Source organism: Epilithonimonas sp., from assembly GCF_032054305.1.
GTDB lineage: Bacteria > Bacteroidota > Bacteroidia > Flavobacteriales > Weeksellaceae > Epilithonimonas.
Genome location: NZ_DAMBSX010000004.1, coordinates 210,659 through 230,316 on the forward strand (window position 1 = coordinate 210,659; position 19,658 = coordinate 230,316).

The 19,658-nt window shown below is 35.9% G+C and carries 19 protein-coding genes; 7 read left to right on the plus strand and 12 right to left on the minus strand.

Annotated elements, in window-relative coordinates:
- Nucleotides 1–86: 86 nt before the first annotated feature.
- Nucleotides 87–1,379: a phosphopyruvate hydratase gene (gene eno / locus RTX21_RS10100; RefSeq protein WP_312767320.1), complete on the minus strand. Its 1,293-nt coding sequence runs from the start codon at nucleotides 1,377–1,379 to the stop codon at nucleotides 87–89.
- Between the two features lie 127 nt (nucleotides 1,380–1,506).
- A complete protein-coding gene (locus RTX21_RS10105) occupies nucleotides 1,507–1,899 on the minus strand; it encodes a septal ring lytic transglycosylase RlpA family protein (RefSeq protein WP_312767321.1) in 393 nt (130 codons plus the stop codon).
- Nucleotides 1,900–2,032: 133 nt separating this feature from the next.
- On the opposite strand from RTX21_RS10105, the gene RTX21_RS10110 reads away from it, so the two are divergent.
- From RTX21_RS10110 to RTX21_RS10125, 4 genes are read left to right on the plus strand one after another with little or no spacing between them, the layout of a single operon-like run.
- Nucleotides 2,033–2,800: an enoyl-CoA hydratase-related protein gene (locus RTX21_RS10110; protein WP_312767323.1), complete on the plus strand. Its 768-nt coding sequence runs from the start codon at nucleotides 2,033–2,035 to the stop codon at nucleotides 2,798–2,800.
- 9 nt (nucleotides 2,801–2,809) lie between these two features.
- Complete coding sequence (locus RTX21_RS10115; protein ID WP_312767325.1) at nucleotides 2,810–3,250, plus strand: dCMP deaminase family protein; 441 nt, start codon at nucleotides 2,810–2,812, stop codon at nucleotides 3,248–3,250.
- A gap of 29 nt (nucleotides 3,251–3,279) precedes the next feature.
- Nucleotides 3,280–4,191, plus strand: coding sequence for a site-specific tyrosine recombinase XerD (gene xerD / locus RTX21_RS10120; RefSeq protein ID WP_312767326.1), 912 nt, complete (start codon nucleotides 3,280–3,282; stop codon nucleotides 4,189–4,191).
- 19 nt (nucleotides 4,192–4,210) lie between these two features.
- Nucleotides 4,211–4,723, plus strand: coding sequence for an NUDIX domain-containing protein (locus tag RTX21_RS10125; protein WP_312767327.1), 513 nt, complete (start codon nucleotides 4,211–4,213; stop codon nucleotides 4,721–4,723).
- 68 nt (nucleotides 4,724–4,791) lie between these two features.
- Here the strand turns inward: RTX21_RS10125 and RTX21_RS10130 are convergent, their stop codons facing one another.
- Both RTX21_RS10130 and miaA read right to left on the minus strand, forming a co-directional pair.
- Nucleotides 4,792–5,349 (minus strand): thioredoxin family protein, encoded by a 558-nt coding sequence (locus RTX21_RS10130; protein ID WP_312767330.1) that lies wholly within the window; start codon nucleotides 5,347–5,349, stop codon nucleotides 4,792–4,794.
- 44 nt (nucleotides 5,350–5,393) lie between these two features.
- The gene (miaA, locus tag RTX21_RS10135; protein WP_409414975.1) at nucleotides 5,394–6,305 is read right to left on the minus strand and encodes a tRNA (adenosine(37)-N6)-dimethylallyltransferase MiaA; all 912 of its coding nucleotides are present in this window, start codon (nucleotides 6,303–6,305) and stop codon (nucleotides 5,394–5,396) included.
- Between the two features lie 184 nt (nucleotides 6,306–6,489).
- Between miaA and RTX21_RS10140 the strand changes: the two genes are divergently transcribed.
- Nucleotides 6,490–7,644, plus strand: coding sequence for a methionine aminotransferase (locus RTX21_RS10140; RefSeq protein ID WP_312767333.1), 1,155 nt, complete (start codon nucleotides 6,490–6,492; stop codon nucleotides 7,642–7,644).
- A 7-nt stretch (nucleotides 7,645–7,651) separates the two neighbouring features.
- A complete protein-coding gene (locus RTX21_RS10145) occupies nucleotides 7,652–8,218 on the plus strand; it encodes a DUF2911 domain-containing protein (protein WP_312767335.1) in 567 nt (188 codons plus the stop codon).
- Between the two features lie 54 nt (nucleotides 8,219–8,272).
- On the opposite strand, the gene RTX21_RS10150 is transcribed toward RTX21_RS10145, so the two are convergent.
- Together RTX21_RS10150 and hutI are read right to left on the minus strand one after the other, a co-directional pair.
- Complete coding sequence (locus RTX21_RS10150; RefSeq protein WP_312767336.1) at nucleotides 8,273–8,899, minus strand: HAD family hydrolase; 627 nt, start codon at nucleotides 8,897–8,899, stop codon at nucleotides 8,273–8,275.
- Entirely contained in the window at nucleotides 8,899–10,125 is a 1,227-nt protein-coding gene (gene hutI / locus RTX21_RS10155; protein ID WP_312767338.1) for an imidazolonepropionase, read from the minus strand. Before hutI ends, RTX21_RS10150 begins: the two co-directional genes overlap by 1 nt.
- A gap of 88 nt (nucleotides 10,126–10,213) precedes the next feature.
- Here hutI and RTX21_RS10160 point away from each other — a divergent pair, with 88 nt between their 5' ends.
- Nucleotides 10,214–10,885, plus strand: a complete 672-nt coding sequence (locus RTX21_RS10160) for a hypothetical protein (RefSeq protein ID WP_312767340.1) — start codon at nucleotides 10,214–10,216, stop codon at nucleotides 10,883–10,885.
- Between the two features lie 33 nt (nucleotides 10,886–10,918).
- Here RTX21_RS10160 and metF read toward each other — a convergent pair whose 3' ends face one another.
- From metF to RTX21_RS10190, 6 genes are all read right to left on the minus strand, one after another.
- Nucleotides 10,919–11,875 (minus strand): methylenetetrahydrofolate reductase [NAD(P)H], encoded by a 957-nt coding sequence (gene metF, locus RTX21_RS10165; protein ID WP_312767341.1) that lies wholly within the window; start codon nucleotides 11,873–11,875, stop codon nucleotides 10,919–10,921.
- Nucleotides 11,876–11,894: 19 nt separating this feature from the next.
- Nucleotides 11,895–14,576 (minus strand): methionine synthase, encoded by a 2,682-nt coding sequence (gene metH / locus RTX21_RS10170; RefSeq protein ID WP_312767343.1) that lies wholly within the window; start codon nucleotides 14,574–14,576, stop codon nucleotides 11,895–11,897.
- A gap of 3 nt (nucleotides 14,577–14,579) precedes the next feature.
- Entirely contained in the window at nucleotides 14,580–15,593 is a 1,014-nt protein-coding gene (locus RTX21_RS10175; RefSeq protein WP_312767344.1) for a homocysteine S-methyltransferase family protein, read from the minus strand.
- A 328-nt stretch (nucleotides 15,594–15,921) separates the two neighbouring features.
- Complete coding sequence (locus tag RTX21_RS10180) at nucleotides 15,922–17,082, minus strand: aminotransferase class I/II-fold pyridoxal phosphate-dependent enzyme (protein ID WP_312767346.1); 1,161 nt, start codon at nucleotides 17,080–17,082, stop codon at nucleotides 15,922–15,924.
- Between the two features lie 82 nt (nucleotides 17,083–17,164).
- The gene (locus tag RTX21_RS10185) at nucleotides 17,165–18,703 is read right to left on the minus strand and encodes an ACT domain-containing protein (RefSeq protein ID WP_312767348.1); all 1,539 of its coding nucleotides are present in this window, start codon (nucleotides 18,701–18,703) and stop codon (nucleotides 17,165–17,167) included.
- Nucleotides 18,703–19,650, minus strand: a complete 948-nt coding sequence (locus tag RTX21_RS10190; protein ID WP_312767350.1) for an alpha/beta fold hydrolase — start codon at nucleotides 19,648–19,650, stop codon at nucleotides 18,703–18,705. The genes RTX21_RS10185 and RTX21_RS10190 overlap by 1 nt, the downstream gene beginning before the upstream one ends.
- Between the last annotated feature and the right edge of the window lie 8 nt (nucleotides 19,651–19,658).

Sequence of the window (19,658 nt, forward strand, 5' to 3'; positions counted from 1 at the left end):
ATTAACAAATTGATTTTCAAATAAATAAAAAATAAAAGGCATCTGGAAAATTCCAAATGCCTTAAATTATAATTTTTTGTTAAATCTTATCTTTTGATTTTGAAAGCATCCAAACCAGGGAAAATTGCAGTTTCTCCTAGAGCTTCTTCGATTCTCAATAATTGGTTGTACTTCGCCATTCTATCAGACCTGGAAGCAGAACCGGTTTTGATCTGTCCACAGTTTTGTGCAACTGCCAGATCAGCAATCGTAGCATCTTCTGTTTCTCCGGATCTGTGAGACATTACTGTAGTATATTTGTTCTGCTGAGCCATTTGTACAGCAGCCATTGTTTCAGAAAGAGAACCGATCTGGTTTACTTTTACAAGGATTGAGTTAGCCGTGTTTTCTTTGATACCTCTAGAAAGTCTTTCAACATTAGTTACAAATAGATCGTCACCAACCAACTGAACCCTGTCTCCGATTTTGTCTGTCAATTCTTTCCAACCTGCCCAGTCATTTTCCTGCATACCATCTTCGATAGAGATAATTGGATATTTGTTTGCCAATTCAGCAAGGTAAGAAACTTGTTCGCTGCTTGAGAATACTGGCGCATCTGGAGTCTGGAATTTTCTGTAATCATAAACACCATCTTTATAGAATTCTGAAGCTGCACAATCCAAAGCAATCATTACATCATCACCGGGCCTGTAACCTGCTTTTTCGATAGCTTGTAATAACGTATCCAAAGCATCCTCAGTTCCTGTGAAAGTTGGAGCAAATCCACCTTCGTCACCAACTGCAGTTGACAAACCTCTTCCGTGAAGAATAGATTTCAAGCTGTGGAAAATCTCCGTTCCTTTTCTCAAAGCGTGAGAGAAAGAATCTGCTTTTACCGGCATTACCATAAATTCCTGGAAAGCGATTGGCGCATCTGAATGAGAACCACCGTTGATAACGTTCATCATTGGAACAGGAAGTGTGTTGGCGTTCACACCACCAACATATTTATAAAGAGGCATTCTCAATTCCGCAGCAGCAGCTTTAGCAACAGCCAAAGAAACCCCAAGAATTGCATTAGCGCCTAATTTTCCTTTATTAGATGTACCATCAAGATCGATCATTACAGCATCAATCAAATTTTGTTCGAAAACCGGAAGACCAATCAATTCCGGAGCGATAACTTCTTTCACATTTTCAACCGCTTTCAAAACACCTTTGCCAAGGAATTCCGGCGCGCCGTCTCTTAGTTCAACCGCTTCGTGCTCACCAGTAGAAGCTCCAGAAGGTACAGCTGCGCGTCCCATTGCTCCACTTTCTGTGAAAACATCTACTTCTATTGTAGGATTCCCTCTGGAATCTAAAATTTGTCTTGCTTCGATAAATGAAATGTAACTCATTGTCTTGATGTTTATTTTTTTAAGATTTTTATTTGTTCGCTTTTAAAGCAATGCAAATTTAAACATTTTTAAAATATTATGTGATGAATCATTCCTTAACATTTATCACATATAATAAAATGCATTATTATTTAAGGATTCTATATTTTACTTTTACGATTCCGACATTCAGAGTTGAAATTTTCTTGAAAGCGCCTTGGCTCAAATCAAATTCTCTGGAAGGTTTCAGCGGGCCTCGGTCGTTTACAGTAATAATAACAGATTTATCATTCTCAACATTTACGATTTCCACTCTCGTTCCGAAAGGCAGCGTTTTATGGGATGCCGTCATTTTAAAATGTCTGTAAACTTCTCCACTTGCTGTTTTCTTACCATCAAATTTATTAGCATAGTAAGATGCAGTAGTAAAATTATATCTACCTGAATTGCTAGTAGAGTTTCGGCTCCCACAAGAGACCATAAAAAGCAACAAAATGTATGTTTTCAATACATATCGGAATATTTTGTAAAAACTTTTCATTATTATAATTTACAAAGGTTAATATATGGACAATAAAAATGTTAATTGTTCATTAATATTTTGTTTATATTGCAGAAATTTTTAAATTAGTTTTCGAATTAGCTTAGAGATTAAAATATAATCTCCTATTTAAATGAATTACGAAAGTATAAAATTAACAATAGAAAGAAAAATTGCCGTTGTCACAATAAACAGGCCAGAAAGCTTAAACGCCTTGAATGCTCAGGTCTTTAATGATCTGGAAAATGTGTTTGATGTTTTGGCCTCTGATAGAAATGTAAACTGTGTTATCGTTACAGGAAGTGGAGAAAAATCTTTCGTGGCTGGTGCAGATATCAAAGAATTTTCTGCTTACGGCTCAGAAAAAGCGAAAGAACTTTCAAAAAGGGGGCATTTTGTTTTTAATAAAATAGAAAATCTTAATAAACCTGTAATTGCAGCAATCAACGGTTTTGCTTTGGGCGGAGGATTGGAATTGGCATTATCTTGCCACATCCGTTACGCTTCGGAAAATGCAAAATTAGGCTTACCAGAAGTAACTTTAGGATTAATTCCTGGCTATGGAGGAACTCAGAGATTGCCAAAATTGATAGGAAAAGGTCTGGCTAATGAAATGATTTTCTCAGCAAAAATGATTACTGCTGAAAAAGCCAAGTCGATAGGTTTGGTGAATGAAGTCTTTTCTTTGGAAGAATTGCTTGCAAAAACTCAGGAATTAGCTGAGCAGATTGTGAAAAATTCTCCAATCGGCATCGCAAAAGCTATAAAAGCAGTAAATGCAAGTGACAAAGAAAATGGAATGGAAACTGAGATTGATTCTTTTGGAGAGTTATTTGCGCAAGATGATTTTAAAGAAGGCGTTTCTGCATTTATTGAAAAAAGAAAACCTATTTTCAATTAAATTTGCAGGATGAATTATAACAAATTCGACATTGCTTATCTTAAGATGGCATCTGAATGGGCAAATCTATCTTACTGTAAGAGAAAAAAAGTAGGTGCGCTTATCGTAAAAGACAGAATGATAATTTCTGACGGTTATAACGGAACTCCTTCTGGGTTCGAAAACAACTGTGAAGATGAAAACGGCAAAACCAATTGGTTCGTTTTACATGCAGAAGCAAACGCCATATTGAAAATAGCAAGCAGTACACAATCTTGCAAAGGCGCAACATTATATATAACAATGTCCCCATGCAAAGAGTGTAGTAAATTGATATTACAATCCGGGATTGAGAAAGTAGTTTATATGACGGGCTATTCTGATGATAGTGGATTAGAATTTTTAAAGAACGCAGGAATTAAAGTTTTAAATATTACTGAACAAGAACTATATAACGATATGAATAAATAATATAAAAAGACAATTAAAAAACACAAATTATGAACTGGTCCGAAAAAATCGATGATTTTTCAAATTTTCTAAAATTTGAAAAAAGCTTCTCTGACAACACACTTGACGCATACATCAGAGACATTAAAAAGCTTGAAAGCTTTGCAACTACAGAACTAGAAGATGTTTCTCCACAGAACATCTCTTACGAAAACCTACAGGAGTTCATCTATCAACTATCTAAAAAGAAAATCAGTGAGCGTTCACAGGCAAGAGGTATCTCTTCTATAAAAGCGTTTTTCAAATTTCTTTTGGAGGAAGAATATAGAGATGACAATCCTTCCTCTCTCTTAGAAGGTCCTAAATTGGGATTATATCTTCCTGATACTCTTAGTATGGAGGATATTGACAGAATCATAAACAGCATTGATAAAAAAACTGACATCGGACAGAGAAACCAATGTATTCTGGAAGTTTTATACGGCTGTGGTTTAAGAGTTTCCGAATTAGTAGATCTGAAGATCTCGAATATCAATTTCAAAGAAAAATTCATTATTGTCGAGGGAAAAGGAGAGAAAACAAGACTTGTACCTCTTGCTAGCTCTACTGCAGAATATCTACACCATTACATACAGAACGTCCGAAACAAGATCAAAGTCAATAAAAAACATGAGGACATTGTTTTCCTAAACACAAGAGGAACCAATATGTCCAGAGTTATTGTTTTTATTATTATCAAAGAACTGACCCAAAAAGCCGGAATCAGCAAGAGCATTTCCCCACACACTTTCAGACACTCTTTTGCGACCCATTTGCTACAGAACGGAGCCGATTTGAGATTCATTCAGGAAATGCTGGGTCATAGCAGTATTACAACAACTCAAATCTATACGCATTTGAAAACGGAAGAATTAAGAGACGTTATTTTAAATTTCCATCCAAGAAACAGAAACATGGCGTAGTTTTCTTTAAATTTATCCAATGGAAAATTTAAAGTTCTGTCCAAAATGCGGTCAGGAAAAACTGTTATGGAATCACGTTACCAAATTTAGTTGCAGCAATTGTGATTTTGTTTTGTATCACAATACTGCTGCAGCTGTTGCGGTAATCATAAAATATAAGGATGAATTATTTTTCACGGTTCGGAACCAAGAGCCCGGAAAAGGAAAATGGGATTTGCCTGGCGGATTTACAGACCCGAAAGAAAGTTCCGAAGAAACTTGCTCCAGAGAATTGAATGAAGAATTAGGGTTAACAATCAATCCAAAAGAATTTAAATATCTTGGAAGTCAGCCGAACATTTATCCTTATAAAAATATTGATTACAATACTTTGGATCTATTCTACTTATATCATGTCGAGGAAAAATTTGAGATCCAATTAGAAGAATCGGAAATCTCGGAAACTATTTGGATAAAGTCCTCAGAGCTTGACTTAGATAAAATTGCTTTTGAGTCTCAGAAGAGATTCCTAAAAAGCTATTTGCAAACGTAATGTTCTCATCAGAACAGTGTTTTTAGTTAAAAAAGAAACTCCGGAAGCAATTTTCCGGAGTTTCAATTTTATTTCCATTTTATATTGCAACCCAAACTTGGCTTTTGGAATTCTTCCTGCTCAGCTCCTGCCAAAAGATTTTCAAAAGCGATAATCAAATCTTCGCCTGTAATTTCTTTTTGATTTCCCGGACGAGAATCATCCATTTGTCCACGATAAATCAGACTAAGATTTTCGTCAAAGAAGTAAAAATCCGGTGTACAAGCTGCTTCGAAAGATTTTGCAACATCCTGAGACTCGTCATATAAATAAGGAAATTTGATATTTCTTTCATCTACAAAATCTACCATCATTTCCGGAGAATCTGCAGGATATCTATCAACATCATTAGAATTAATCCCAATAAACTCAATTCCTTGAGATTTGTAATCTTCGTATAATTCTTCCAATTTATCGATGATATGAAGAACGAACGGGCAATGATTACACATAAAAACTACCAAAGTCCCTTTCTTTCCTTTCAAAGATTCGAGGCTTTGCAATTCGTTATTCTTTGCGGGATTTGGAAGTTTAAAATCTGGAGCTTTTGTTCCTAAAGCCAGCATATTTGAAGGTGTGTTTGACATAAGTTTTGATTAAAAGATTAAAATATTTTGGGATTAAGAAATTACTAAATCTCTGAATCACTTAATTTACTCAGCAAAGATAATGCTTCTTGCATAGAATTATTATAGTTGACCCAATTTACATTTTCCAGTTTTTTGTTCCACGTGATTTGTCGCTTGGCGTATCGTCGGGAATTTTTCTTGACTTCTTCGATTGCAAAATTCAAGTCCCATTCGTCATCAAAATATCGAAATAACTCTGAGTAACCAACCGTTTGCAAAGCGACTTTATCTTTGTCAGCAATCAACCCTTTTGCTTCTTCCAACAATCCGTTCTCTACCATTTTATCCACACGAAGATTGATTCTTTCATAAATGATTTCTCTTGGCGCATCAATTCCGATTCGGACGACTTGGAAATTTCTTTTTTTTCTCGGTAAACTAAGATTTTCGGTGTAAGTTTTTCCGGTCTGCCAAATGATATCAATCGCTCGCAGTAAACGTCTCGGATTGTCTTTATCAACAATTGAAAAATATTCTGGGTCTAATTCTTCCAGCAATTGTTGCAGAGCTTCCAAACCTTTGTTTTCCCAAATTGATAATAATTTTTGTTGATTATCTGCATTAGCTTCAGGCAGATCATTCATTCCTTCCACAACTGCTTTTTCGTACATCCCACTACCTCCAACCATTATAGCGACATCTTTTTCCGTAAAAATTTCATCAAGTTTTTTCAACGCATCAACTTCGTATTGCCCGATTGAATAATAATCGTTGATACTAAGATTACCCACAAAATGATGTTTGGATTCCGCTAATTCTTCATCGGTCGGCATCGCCGTTCCAATTCTCATTTCTTTATAGAACTGGCGAGAATCACAGGAAATAATCTCTGTATCTAGATGATTAGCCAAATCGATTGCTAATCGGGTTTTCCCGATTCCTGTAGTTCCGATAATTGAGATGAGATATTTCAACAAAAAATTTTTGCAAATTTACGAAATGTGAAATGTTTTTACTTTATAAATTTTCATGTCAGCCTGCTCTCGCTGATCTGTAAGATTTCGCGATTCATTTTTGAATTTGCCAAATCCGCGAGACTATTTTTCAGCAAAAATTCTTTTAAATCTAAAATAATAATTACTTATTTTTACATTCAGAATGACGTTCAAATTACCCAACTCCAAACTTCCTGATGTGAAAATGACGATTTTCACAGAGATGAGCTTATTAGCACAACAGGAAAACGCAGTCAATCTTTCTCAAGGATTTCCGGATTATCAGCCCGATGAAAACTTAATCAAATATCTCGGAGATTTTGCAAAACAAGGACATAATCAATATGCACCGTTGTTTGGAATCAAAGAACTTCGGGAAGAGATTTCGAGGAAATTCGATCTTCAATATCAAGTGGATTACCATCCCGATTCTGAAATTAATGTTACTGCTGGAGCAACTCAAGGAATTTTTACCGCTATCTCTGCATTTGTGGAAAAAGGAGATGAAGTCATTATTTTCGAACCGGCTTACGATTGTTATGAACCTGCAATTATTCTGAATGATGGCATCGTAAAAAACGTTAAAATGCTTTATCCTGATTATGAAATCAATTGGAACGAAGTCAAAAATCTGGTTTCCGAAAAAACCAAGATGATAATCATCAACAACCCGAATAATCCTTCCGGAAAAATCCTGAAACAAAAAGATATTGATAAACTGATTGCTATTGTAAAAAATACGGACATCATTATTCTAAGTGATGAAGTTTATGAAAGTATCACTTTCGATGAAAAACCTCATCTGACATTGGCAAAATATCCTGAACTGAAAGAACGAACATTCATTGTTGGCTCTTTCGGGAAGCTATTGCACATCACAGGCTGGAAAATAGGTTATGTTTGTGCGCCGTCGGACTTGATGAATGAATTCAGGAAAGTTCATCAATTCAATGTGTTTTGTGTGAACACGCCGGCACAATTTGCGATTTCTAAATATTTGCAGAATGTGGATGATTTTGAATCAATCTCAACATTTTTCCAAACAAAAAGAGATTATCTTAAAAATGCTTTGAAAGAAACCCCTTTCCAGTTAGTGGATTGTGGAGGAACTTATTTTTTATCTGCCAATTTTGGCGCAATTTCTGATAAGAAAGACAAGGATTTTTGCTATTGGCTAACGAAAGAATACAAAGTTGCAACTATTCCGTTTTCTGCATTTTACAAAGATAAAACTGATGAAAAAGTGATTCGTTTTTGTTTTGCCAAAGAGCAGGAAACATTGGACAAAGCCATAGAACAATTATTAAAAATAAAATAAAGCCATAATGAAAAATTTAATTTTAGCTGCTTCATTATTATTTGGAGTTAGTGCATTTTCACAAGCGAAAATTGATCCAACAAAACTGAATTATATGTCAGTTGACATAAGTCCAATGGATGCGGTTTACTATCCACTTCAAGTGACTTCATCCAAAACGGAAACTCCGAAAGTGAAATTAGAATACTCCCGTCCACAGAAAAAAAACAGAGTCGTTTTTGGAAACCTTATTAAGTACGGAGAAATCTGGAGATTCGGGGCTAATGAAAATTCTGAAATCAAATTTTATACGCCCGTGACAATCGGTGGAAAAGAAATTCCTGCAGGAACTTATAGTATTTTTGCAATTCCGTTTGAAAAAGAATGGACAATTGTTTTAAATTCTGAAACTGATAAATGGGGTGCGTATTTCTACGATAAAAGTAAAGATGTTGTGAGATTCAATGTTCCGGTTGAGAAAACAGCTTCTCCAATCGAATATTTTTCTGTGACTTTTGTACAGACAAAATCGGGAGCGGATTTGTACGCTGGCTGGGACAATACTCAGGTAAAATTCCCGATTGCTTTTAAATAATCTTTTAGAATAAAGATGAAGCCTTATCAAAATTGATAAGGCTTTTTTGTTTTTTTAAAACTTTACAGTAAGTAAATCTTCAAAGTTTTGAATCTGAACTTTTGAATTTTCAATTTTTCCAAAACCATAAGCTGCATAAATAAAGTCAACGCCAGCTTTCTTGGAAGATTCTTTATCCCAAATAGTGTCACCAACATAAACTGGATTTTGCAGATTATTTCGCTCCACAATTAGTCTGATGTTCTTATCTTTTGGCAAACCATCGTTGCCAAAACATTCGAAATCTTCAAACAAATTTCCAAAACTAAAAAACCCGATGAAGTTCTCGATGTAACCTTTCATACAATTGCTGACGATGAAAAGTCTATAATTTTCTGCTAATTTTTCTAATGTTTCTTTGACTTTTGGAAATAATTCGCCACCGAACTGTTTAAGATATTGACTTTCTTTTTCAGCATAAATTGTTTCAAATTCCTCTAACTTTTCTTTTGGAATAAAACTGAAATGTTGAGCGAAAATGTCGTCCATCTTCATTCCAGAAAAATCTCTCACAGTCTGAGAAGTTATATTGATATTAAATTCAATCGCTTGAATGCTGTCGTTAAAAGCTCTGACAACGGTTTCCGATGCATTCCAAAGTGTTCCGTCTAGGTCAAAAATAATACTGTCTCTTTCTATCATTATAAAACTTTTTCTCCATTAATATAAACTTGTGAAGGAGGCAAACTTCCCTGCTGGTAAAGGATATTCTGGAAATTATCGGTTTCATACGTGATGAAATCAGCTTTTTTCCCTTCAGACAAAACGCCTCTATCTTCCAAACCCAAAGCAAATGCAGCCCGGAAAGTGATAGCAGACAAAACCTCAGCAGTTGTTAGTTTCTGATAAGTTGCCAAAATTGCAGCCTGGGTCACCAGATTCCCCATCGGCGCAGAACCAGGATTCCAATCTGATGCAATAGCAAGAATCCCACCCCCGTCAAGGATTTTTCTTGCCGGTGAAAAAGGCTCACCTAATCCTAAACTTGCGCCAGGCAAAGCAATCGCGACAGTATTTGAATTTGCTAAAAATTCAATATCTTCATCAAATGTAGCTTCCAAATGGTCGGCAGATTTCGCACCAACTTCCACAGCAATTCTGGAACTTCCTGGCGTAAACTGGTCTGCGTGAACTGTGATTTGAAATCCTAATTGTTTAGCTTTCAAAAGGAAATTTTTACTTTCTTCTGGCTGAAACGCTGACTTCTCAATAAAAATATCAACTCGATCAGCCAGATTTTCTTCTTTTACTTTTGGTAAAATTTCATTAACAATATAATTAAGATATTCCTCGGAAGTTCCTTTAAAATCTCTTGGCTTGAGGTGTGCAGAAAGACACGTTGGAACTAATGTCGCTTTCGTTTGAGTCTGAGCTTTTTTGATGGCTCGAAGCATTTTAAGTTCTTCATCAATATTTAGTCCGTAACCACTTTTAATCTCAATTGTTGTAATACCTTGTTTGATAAGTCGATTGACTCTTTCTAAAATTCCTCCAACCAGATCTTCTTCCGAAGCAGCCCTTGTATGTTTCACAGAACTCCAAATCCCGCCTCCAGATTCTGCAATTTGGAGATAAGTTCTCCCAGCATTTCTCATAGCAAAATCATTCGCCCGATTTCCGCCGAAGCAAATATGCGTATGTGCATCTACAAAAGCAGGAAGTGCGATTTGTTCATTATCAATAAAATCGATTTCAGAATCAGGGAATTTTTGTTTTAATATATCAAAATCGTTGACTTCTAAAAGTTTTCCATTTTCTGTAAGAATTCCTCCGTTTGCAATGATTTCTAAAGATTCATCACTAAGCTTTCCTTTTAATGGAAGATTATTGAGTGTGATGATTTGCTTGAAAGGACCTATTAACTTCATAAATTTTTCTTAAAAAGTAAAAATAAGGATAAAGTTCTTTTTATTACAATGTTTATAAATTGTATTTTTACGAAAATTTAAAATTCAAATGAAAACTATAATCATTACAACAAGTTTACTTCTAAGTGGATTATTCCTAAATGCACAACAAATTGATTTAGCAAGAAATGCACAATTTGTTAAATCAATGGATGAAATCAACAATGGAAAAGGCGTTCTTAAATATTCTGACATACAGGGCAATCCTTTTTACAAAAAGGGATTTTCGGAAGCTAAAATTGGAGATACAGGAAGTACTCTACCTGTAAGATATAATTTGTACAAAGATGTATTTGAGCTTTTGAATAATAATGATATTTATACACTCCCAAAAGAAAGCTCATTTTCTAAATTTGTTTTTGCATCTACTAATGAAAAATTTATTTTAACTAATGATGATGAAGGATTTGCTGGGTATTTCCAAGTTCTTGTAGATGGAAAAAATAAACTTTTAAAGAAAATGGCTGTAAAATTCAGTCCCGAAGTTCCTGCTCAAAATACATTAGTTGCTGGTATACCTGCAAAATTTGAGAATCAAAGACCTATTTATTTTATTAAAACAGAAGATAATATTATAAAAATCACTAAAAAAAGTGAAGACCTATTAAATGCACTTCCTGCCGACAAAAAAGAGACGGCAAAAGATTTTATCAAAACAAAGAAAATAAAATTCAATCAGGAACTTGACCTTATTGCTTTGGCTAATTTCCTAAATAACTAACAAAAAAGAGATGCCAGTTGCATCTCTTTTTTGTTAAAAAACTTCTCTTCCTATCTTCAGAATATTATCACTTTTCCCCATCGAGTAAAAATGCAGAACAGGAATCCCAAACTCCAAAAGCTCTTTACTTTGGTTAATTGCCCATTCGATTCCCACTTCACGAACGTCATTGTTGGTTTTACATTTCAAAACTTCATTGATTAAAGCTTCAGGTAAATCGATTTTAAAAACTTGTGGTAACATTTGTAAATGCGTTTTCGTTGCAATCGGTTTGATTCCCGGAATAATCGGAACATCAATTCCAATTTCTCTCGCTTGTTTTACGAAATCGAAGAATTTTTGATTGTCGAAAAACATTTGAGTCACGATGTAATCTGCTCCGGCTTCTACTTTTTTCTTCAACATCTGAAGGTCATAATTCATAGAAGGCGCTTCGATATGTTTCTCGGGATAACCCGCAACACCAATGCAGAAACTGTTGTCAACATCCGATTCTATTTTACCGTGAAGATATTCTCCAATTCCCAAATCGTGAATTTGTTTAACCAAATCTGAAGCATATTTATGCCCTCCTATAGACGGTTCAAAATACTTTTCGCCTTTCATTGCATCGCCTCGTAAAGCAACAATATTATTGATTCCCAAATACATACAATCCACCAACAGATACTCGGTTTCTTCTTTGGTAAATCCACCACAAAGTACGTGTGGAACGGTATCAACATTATATTTATTTTGAATCGCCGAACAAATCCCTAACGTTCCAGGACGCATTCTTGTGATTTTTCGCTCCATCAAGCCGTTTCCTCTTTCCAGGAAAATATATTCTTCTCGGGAAGTCGTAACGTCAATAAATGGTGGCTTGAACTCCATCAATGGGTCGATATTCTTATATAAATCAGCAATGCCGACTCCTTTTTGTGGAGGAACAATTTCAAAAGAAAAAAGCGTTTTGCCGTTGGCGTTTTTTATATGGTCAGTAATTTTCATTCAATAATTTTAAATAATATTAATCAGCTAAGTTTGGAGCTAACCATTTTCTAGCATAGTCCAATTCAACATCTTTTCTTTCAGCGAAATCTTTTAATTGGTCTTCATCAATTTTCCCAACTCCAAAATATTTTGATTTTTCATTTCCGAAATAATACCCTGAAACTGCTGCAGTTGGCCACATTGCCAGACTTTCAGTCAAAGTCACTCCGATATTTTCTTCGACTTTTAGTAAATCCCAAATGGTGAGTTTCTCCAAATGGTCAGGACAAGCCGGATAACCGGGCGCAGGACGGATTCCCAGATATTTTTCTTTGATTAATTCCTCGTTATCCAACGTTTCATTTTCGGAATAACCCCAATATTCGGTTCTAACTTTTTTGTGAAGATATTCTGCAAAGGCTTCCGCAAATCGGTCGGCCAGAGCTTTCACCATAATCGCATTATAGTCATCATTTTGTTCTTCGTATTCCTTTGCTAATTCATCGGCTCCGAAACCTGTACAAACACAGAACGTTCCAATATAATCTTGTTTACCAGAATTTTCAGGTGCGATAAAATCACTTAAAGCAAAATATTCTTTTCCTTCCGATTTTTTATGTTGCTGACGTAAAGTTCTGAAAGTCGAAATCACATTCTGATTGTCATCAAAAACCAAAATATCATCTTGTTCATTCGCTTTCGCTGGAAAAATCCCGAAAATACCTTTTGCTTTGAAACTCTTTTCTTTCAAGATTTTCGTGAGCATTATCTGAGCTTCATTAAACAAAATTGTTGCTTGTTCCCCAACAACATTATCTGTTAGAATTTCAGGAAATTTCCCAAACAATTGCCAGCTTCTGAAAAATGGAGACCAATCAATGAATTCGACTAACTCATCAAGATTTTGGTCTTCGATAATTGTAATTCCTAATTTTTTAGGCGTCGGAATAGTTTCACTTTCCCAATCGATTTTGAATTTTTTCTCACGCGCTTCTGCAATCGGAACATATTCTTTATCGACTTGACGATTCAAAAACTTCTCACGGAATTCATCATAATCTTTTCTGATTTCCAAAGCATAAGCATTCGATTTATCTCTGTTTAAAAGAGAACTTACCACACCAACAGCTCTGGATGCATCGTTCACGTGAACAACTGTGTTGGAATATTTTGGCGAAATTTTAACTGCTGTATGTGCTTTGGAAGTTGTTGCACCTCCAATCAGTAAAGGGAAATCAAGATTCTTACGTTCCAGTTCGTCCGCAATATGAACCATTTCATCCAGACTTGGCGTAATCAATCCGCTTAATCCAATCACATCCACTTTTTCGTCAATCGCGGTTTGGATAATTTTTTCAGCAGGAACCATTACTCCTAAATCCACAATTTCGTAATTGTTACAACCCAAAACCACGCTCACAATATTTTTTCCGATATCGTGAACATCGCCTTTCACCGTTGCCATCAGAATTTTTCCGTTAGATTTTTGAGTTTGGTCTTTTTCCGCTTCGATGAATGGCTGAAGATAAGCCACCGCTTTTTTCATCACTCTCGCAGATTTTACAACCTGAGGCAAAAACATTTTTCCGCTTCCGAAAAGGTCGCCGACAACACCCATTCCTGTCATCAGATTAATCTCAATCACATCAAGCGGACGTTTTGAAACTTTTCTCGCTTCTTCCGCATCTTCTTCTATAAAACGGTCGATTCCTTTTACTAAAGCGTGCGTGATTCTAGTCTGCAAATCCTGCTCTCTCCAGCTAAGGTCTTCAACTTTTTCTTTTTTTGTTGATTTATGTTTTTCGGAATAATCCAGAAGTTTTTCTGTCGCATCTTCCGTTCTATCGAGCATTACATCTTCCACCAACTCCAATAATTCTTTAGGAATTTCGTCATAAACTTCCAACATTGTCGGGTTCACGATTCCCATATTCATTCCCGCTTTTATTGCGTGGTAAAGGAAAACAGAGTGCATCGCTTCTCTCACAGAATCATTTCCTCGGAACGAAAACGAAACGTTGGAAACACCGCCACTGACGGAAGCATTCGGAAGATTGGTACGAACCCAACGTGTTGCTTCGATAAAATCAATGGCATTTCTACGATGTTCATCCATTCCGGTCGCAACTGGAAAAATATTCAAATCGAAAATAATATCCTCGGAAGGAAAACCAACCTTATTAACCAAAATATCATAAGACCTTTTGGAAATCTCGATTCTTCTTTCGTAATTATCAGCTTGTCCAACCTCATCAAAAGCCATAATAATCGCTGCTGCGCCATAACGTTTGATGGCTTTAGCTTGCTTAATAAATTCTTCCTCACCACCCTTCAAACTAATGGAATTCACGATAGTTTTCCCCTGAACAACATGCAATCCGGCTTCCAGAATTTCCCATTTGGATGAATCAATCATAATCGGGACTCTGGCAATATCCGGTTCTGAAGCAATCAAGTTAAGGAATTTAACCATTGCATATTTTCCGTCCAAAAGTCCGTCGTCCATATTGACGTCAAGAATCTGAGCGCCACCTTCCACCTGATTTCTGGCAATATCGAGTGCTTCGGAATATTTTTCTTCTTTAATTAATCGAAGAAATTTTTTGGAACCAGCAACGTTGGTTCTCTCTCCAACATTGATAAAGTTGGATTCGGGAGTTATAATTAATGGCTCAAGGCCCGATAATTTCAGATATTTTCTTTTACAATCTGCTTCCATAAATTATTGACTAATTGCCGATAATTGTCTCGGCTTGTAATTTTTTGCCAAATCAGCAATCGCTTTGATATGGTCCGGCGTTGTTCCGCAACAACCACCAATAATATTGATTAAACCTTTTTCTAAATATTCTTCAACCTGATTTGCCATTTGTTCTGCAGTTTCATCGTATTGACCGAAGGCATTCGGTAAACCTGCGTTGGGATACGCAGAAATTCCAAAATCTGTGTGATTGGCAAGAATTTCTAAATAAGGCGTTAGTTGTTTTGCACCTAAAGCACAATTAAAACCAACACTTATCAAGTCCATATGTGAAACGGAAATCAAAAAAGCATCAGCCGTTTGTCCGCTCAAGGTTCTTCCGGAAGCATCGGTAATTGTTCCGGAAACCATAATTGGAATTACGATATTGCGTTCTTCTCGGATTTCGTCAATTGCGAATAATGCTGCTTTTGCATTCAATGTGTCGAAAATTGTTTCAACCAAAAGAATGTCAGAACCACCATCCAGCAAAGCTTTTGCCTGTTGTTTGTAAGCGATTCTCAGTTCATCAAAAGTAATGGCTCTATAACCTGGGTCGTTTACGTCCGGACTTAAACTTGCTGTTCTGTTGGTTGGTCCAATTGAACCTGCTACAAATCTTGGTTTATCGGGATTTTGAGCAGTGAACTCGTCACAGACTTTTTTGGCGATTTTGGCCGATTCATAATTGAGTTCGTAAACCAAATCTTCTATATGATAATCCGCCATCGCAATGGTTGTTCCGGAAAATGTATTGGTTTCGATGATGTCTGCGCCGGCCAAAAGATATTTTTTATGAATCTCTTCAATAGCTTCTGGTTGCGTTAAAGACAACAAGTCGTTATTTCCTTTAAGGGGAGATTCCCAGTCTTTGAATCGCTCACCGCGATAATCTTCTTCTGTGAAATTGTAGCGCTGAATCATTGTTCCCATCGCTCCATCGAGGATGAGAATACGTTCACCCAATGCTTTATATAATTGTTCTGAATTTTTCATAATTCATTTCTTTTTTCTAATGTCCCATCGGTTTTACCGACGGTTATTCAAATTGAATCCTTTGGATTCTGAATTTCTTTATTCATTTTTTACCATAGGTTTCACCTACGGCTACTGATATTGAATCCTTCGGATTCTTTATGTTTTAGTTTTGTAGTTGATTGAAGACAAAACCTCAACATAGCCCCGATGGTAGTGGCATCCTTTTTTTGCTTTGACTTAGTTTTCTTTTTGATGACAAAATGTTCTTGCAAAAAAAGATATAGCGGACAGCGGGTTGGAATCTTGTTTCGGAGCTGAAATGTTGTTGCTCCTAATTCCAATTTTGCTAATCCAAAGCTTGTTTCAGGTCTGTTATAATATCGTCAATATTTTCCAATCCTACGGAACATCGCACCAATCCAGCGGTAATCCCAACCTCATTTCTCTCTTCATCGGAAAGTTTGGAATGCGTTGTGGAAGCCGGATGCGTAACAATTGTCCTTGTATCTCCCAAGTTTGCGGAAAGGGAACACATTTTAATTCTGTTTAGGAAATTCCGTCCTCCTTCGATTCCACCTTTGATTTCAAAAGCCACGATGTTTCCACCTAATTTCATTTGCTTTTTAGAGATTTCGTAGCTTGGATGAGATTTTAGGAACGGATATTTTACTAATTCTACATTTGGATGATTTTCCAGAAACTCTGCTACTTTCAATGCGTTTTCGCAATGTTTCTCAACTCGAATTGCCAAAGTCTCCAAACTTTTACTCAAAACCCAAGCGTTGAAAGGCGACATCGCCGGACCAGTGTTTCTCGCAAACAAATAAATCTCACGAATCAAATCTGCTTTTCCAACAGCAACACCACCCAAAACTCGACCTTGACCGTCAATCAGTTTTGTTGCTGAATGAACGACAATATCTGCTCCGTATTTAATTGGCTGTTGCAAATAAGGCGTCGCAAAACAATTGTCAACGATGAAAATCAAATTATGCTTTTTCGCAATCTGTCCGAAAAATTCTAAATCCAAAACTTCGATTGCCGGATTTGTTGGTGTTTCCAAATACAAGATTTTTGTATTTGGTTTGATGTATTGTTCTACATTCTCTGCATCTTCTGCTTTGAAATATGATGTTTCGATATTCCATTTTGGAAAATATTTTGTGAACAAAGTATGCGTGGAACCAAAAACCGATTGACAACTTACGATGTGGTCACCGGAATCAAGCAAAGTTGCAAAAGTTGAATAAATCGCTGCCATTCCCGTTGCAAAAGCGTAACCGGATTCTGCACTTTCCATTTTCACAATCTTATCTACAAATTCTGTAACGTTGGGGTTGCTGAAACGGCTGTAAAGATTTTTGTCTTTTTCTTCTGCAAAGCTCGCACGCATATCTTCTGCATCTTCGAAAACGAAGCTGGACGTGAGATATAACGGCGTAGAATGTTCGTCAAACTGTGTTCTTTCGGTTTGCGTTCTTATGGCTAGAGTTTCAAAATTTTCCATAAAATAATGTAACAATGTATCTGTTTAACAATTTACCAATGTCATTGTTACATTTTACATTGGTAGATTGGTACATTATAATTTATTTAGTTTCACTTAATCTTAAAATATCTCCGAAAACGCCTCTAGCCGTTACTTTTGCTCCAGCTCCGGCTCCCATAATTACGATTGGATTTTCACCGTAACTTTCTGTATAGATTTCGAAAATAGAATCTGAACCTTTCAGTTGTCCTAATGCCGAATTGGCTGGCACAGAAATTAATTTGACATCCAACTCTCCTTTTTCTTTTTGTAAATCGCCGTGCAAATCGCCGACATATCTTAATACGTGGTCTGGTTGCTGATTTTCTTTGATGTTCTGGTATTCTGAATCCAGTTCTTCCAATCTTGAAAGGAATTCTTCTTTAGAAACAGACAGCAGAGTTTCCGGAACAAGATTCTGAATATTGATGTCATCAAATTCATTAACCAAATCCAGCTCTCTTGCCAGAATCAACAATTTTCTTGCGACATCATTTCCAGATAAATCTTCGCGTGGGTCCGGTTCGGTAAAACCTTTTTCCAGAGCTTCGTTGATAATGGTTGAGAATTTATCGTTACGAAGCGAAAAATTATTAAAAACATAACTCAATGTTCCTGAAAAAACACCTTTGATTCTCGTGATATTTTCTCCTGAAAGATGCAATAATTTAATTGTATCAATTAGAGGTAAACCAGCACCAACATTGGTTTCGTAAAGATATTTTTTCTTATTTTTTTCTAATAATTTTCTAAAATTTCGATATTCAGAGATTGGTAATGTATTGTAGATTTTGTTGGACCCAACGACATCAAATCCGTTCTCCACAAACACCGGATAATTTTTCACAAAATCTTTACTCGCCGTATTATCTACCATTACAAGATTTTCCAGATGATGTTCGTTTGCAAAATCTACTAAAGATTGTACACTTGATTCTGTTTGAGAATATTTGATTTTCTGTCTCCAATCGCTTCCGAAACCGGCTTTGTTGAAAGCAACTTTTCTGGAATTGGCAATCGCAACGATTTTCAGCTCTACCCTTTTTCGATTTAAAATATCGTGAGCAGAATCCAGAATTTGCTCAACCAAAGTTCCGCCAACATTTCCGTGACCAATCAAAGCCAGATGAACTGTTTTTGGTTTTCCGTAGATTTCGGTTTCGATGATATTTTTTGTGATTTCGGTTTGATTTCCGGTGACAACAATGTTCACTCTTCCGGCAGAAGCAATTTGACTTAACAACAAAGGATAAATTTTATTTCTCTGAAGTTCTGATAAAATTTTGTTGTAATTATCCGACACAAAACCAATCACGCTCAGATTTTCAATGCTATAAATATTGCTGACGTGACCTTCGGACTTTTCTTTTTCAAATTCTTTTTTCAGAAAATTAACCGCATCCTGCGCATCAACCTCATCCACCAAAACAGAAATTCCGTTTTCTATGGCTTGTTGGGAAATGACACCAACACTGATTCCGCCTCCATTCAAAGCCTGAAAAATACGTGAATCCACGCCAATCTGTCCAAGAAAATCCTTTCCCTCGAAATTCACCAAAGCTTTGTTTCTATAAATATTAATTGCGTTCTTGTCTGTCATCAGTTCAAAAAAATAGGTTTTAAAATTGTGTTCAGTTGTTCGTATTCCATTAGAAAAGCATCGTGTCCGTGGATAGAATTAATCTCGTGATACTGAACGTTTTTGTTTTTATTTTGTAAAAATTGGTAAGTATTTTTAATCTCAAAAGCCGGATAAAAAAGGTCTGAATCTACCGACACCAAATGAATCTCTGCATTGATATTTTCCAATTCATTTTCCTTTCCATTGATGTTCATAAGAAGATGATTGACGAGTTTGTAAGCTTTTAAACTAAATCTTTCGTTTAATCGATTTCCGTGAAAATTGAGCCAATCGTGGGATTTCAGAATTTGTTTTTCAGAATCTATTTCTCCATTGAATCTAGAATTAAGAGATTCCGGCGTTCTATAACATAACATTGCGTGGATTCGGGCTTTCTCAAGCGGTTTTTCTTCTGATTCTAATAAATATTTCTGAACCAGACATTGAGAATGTAGCCAATCCGAAGTTTTGAAATCTGTTGCAATCGGGATGAATCTTTCTGCTAAATCATTTTTTAAAGTCAACATTTCCCAACCGATAGAACCGCCAATTGAGCCTCCGACCAAAGCAAATAGTTTTTCGATTTTAAGAATTTTCAATCCTTCAAGGAAAATTTTTGCAATATCCTGAACTGTGAAATCTTCATAATCATCAATAAAACAGCCATCGAAACCATTGCCGACAATATTGAAACAGATGACTGTGAATCGATTGGTGTCAATGACTTTTCCTGCTCCAACCAAAGATTTCCACCAACCGTTTTCGCCGGCAACATCTGAGTTTCCGGTCAAAGCGTGATTAATCAAAACAATTGGAGCCGAATACAATTCTTTTCCGAAAAGCTGATAACTTAATGGGATATCGAGAACTTTTCCGTTCTGAGTTTCGAAATTATGAATGTTGATATGTCGTAGCTTGTCTTCCAATTTTTGTC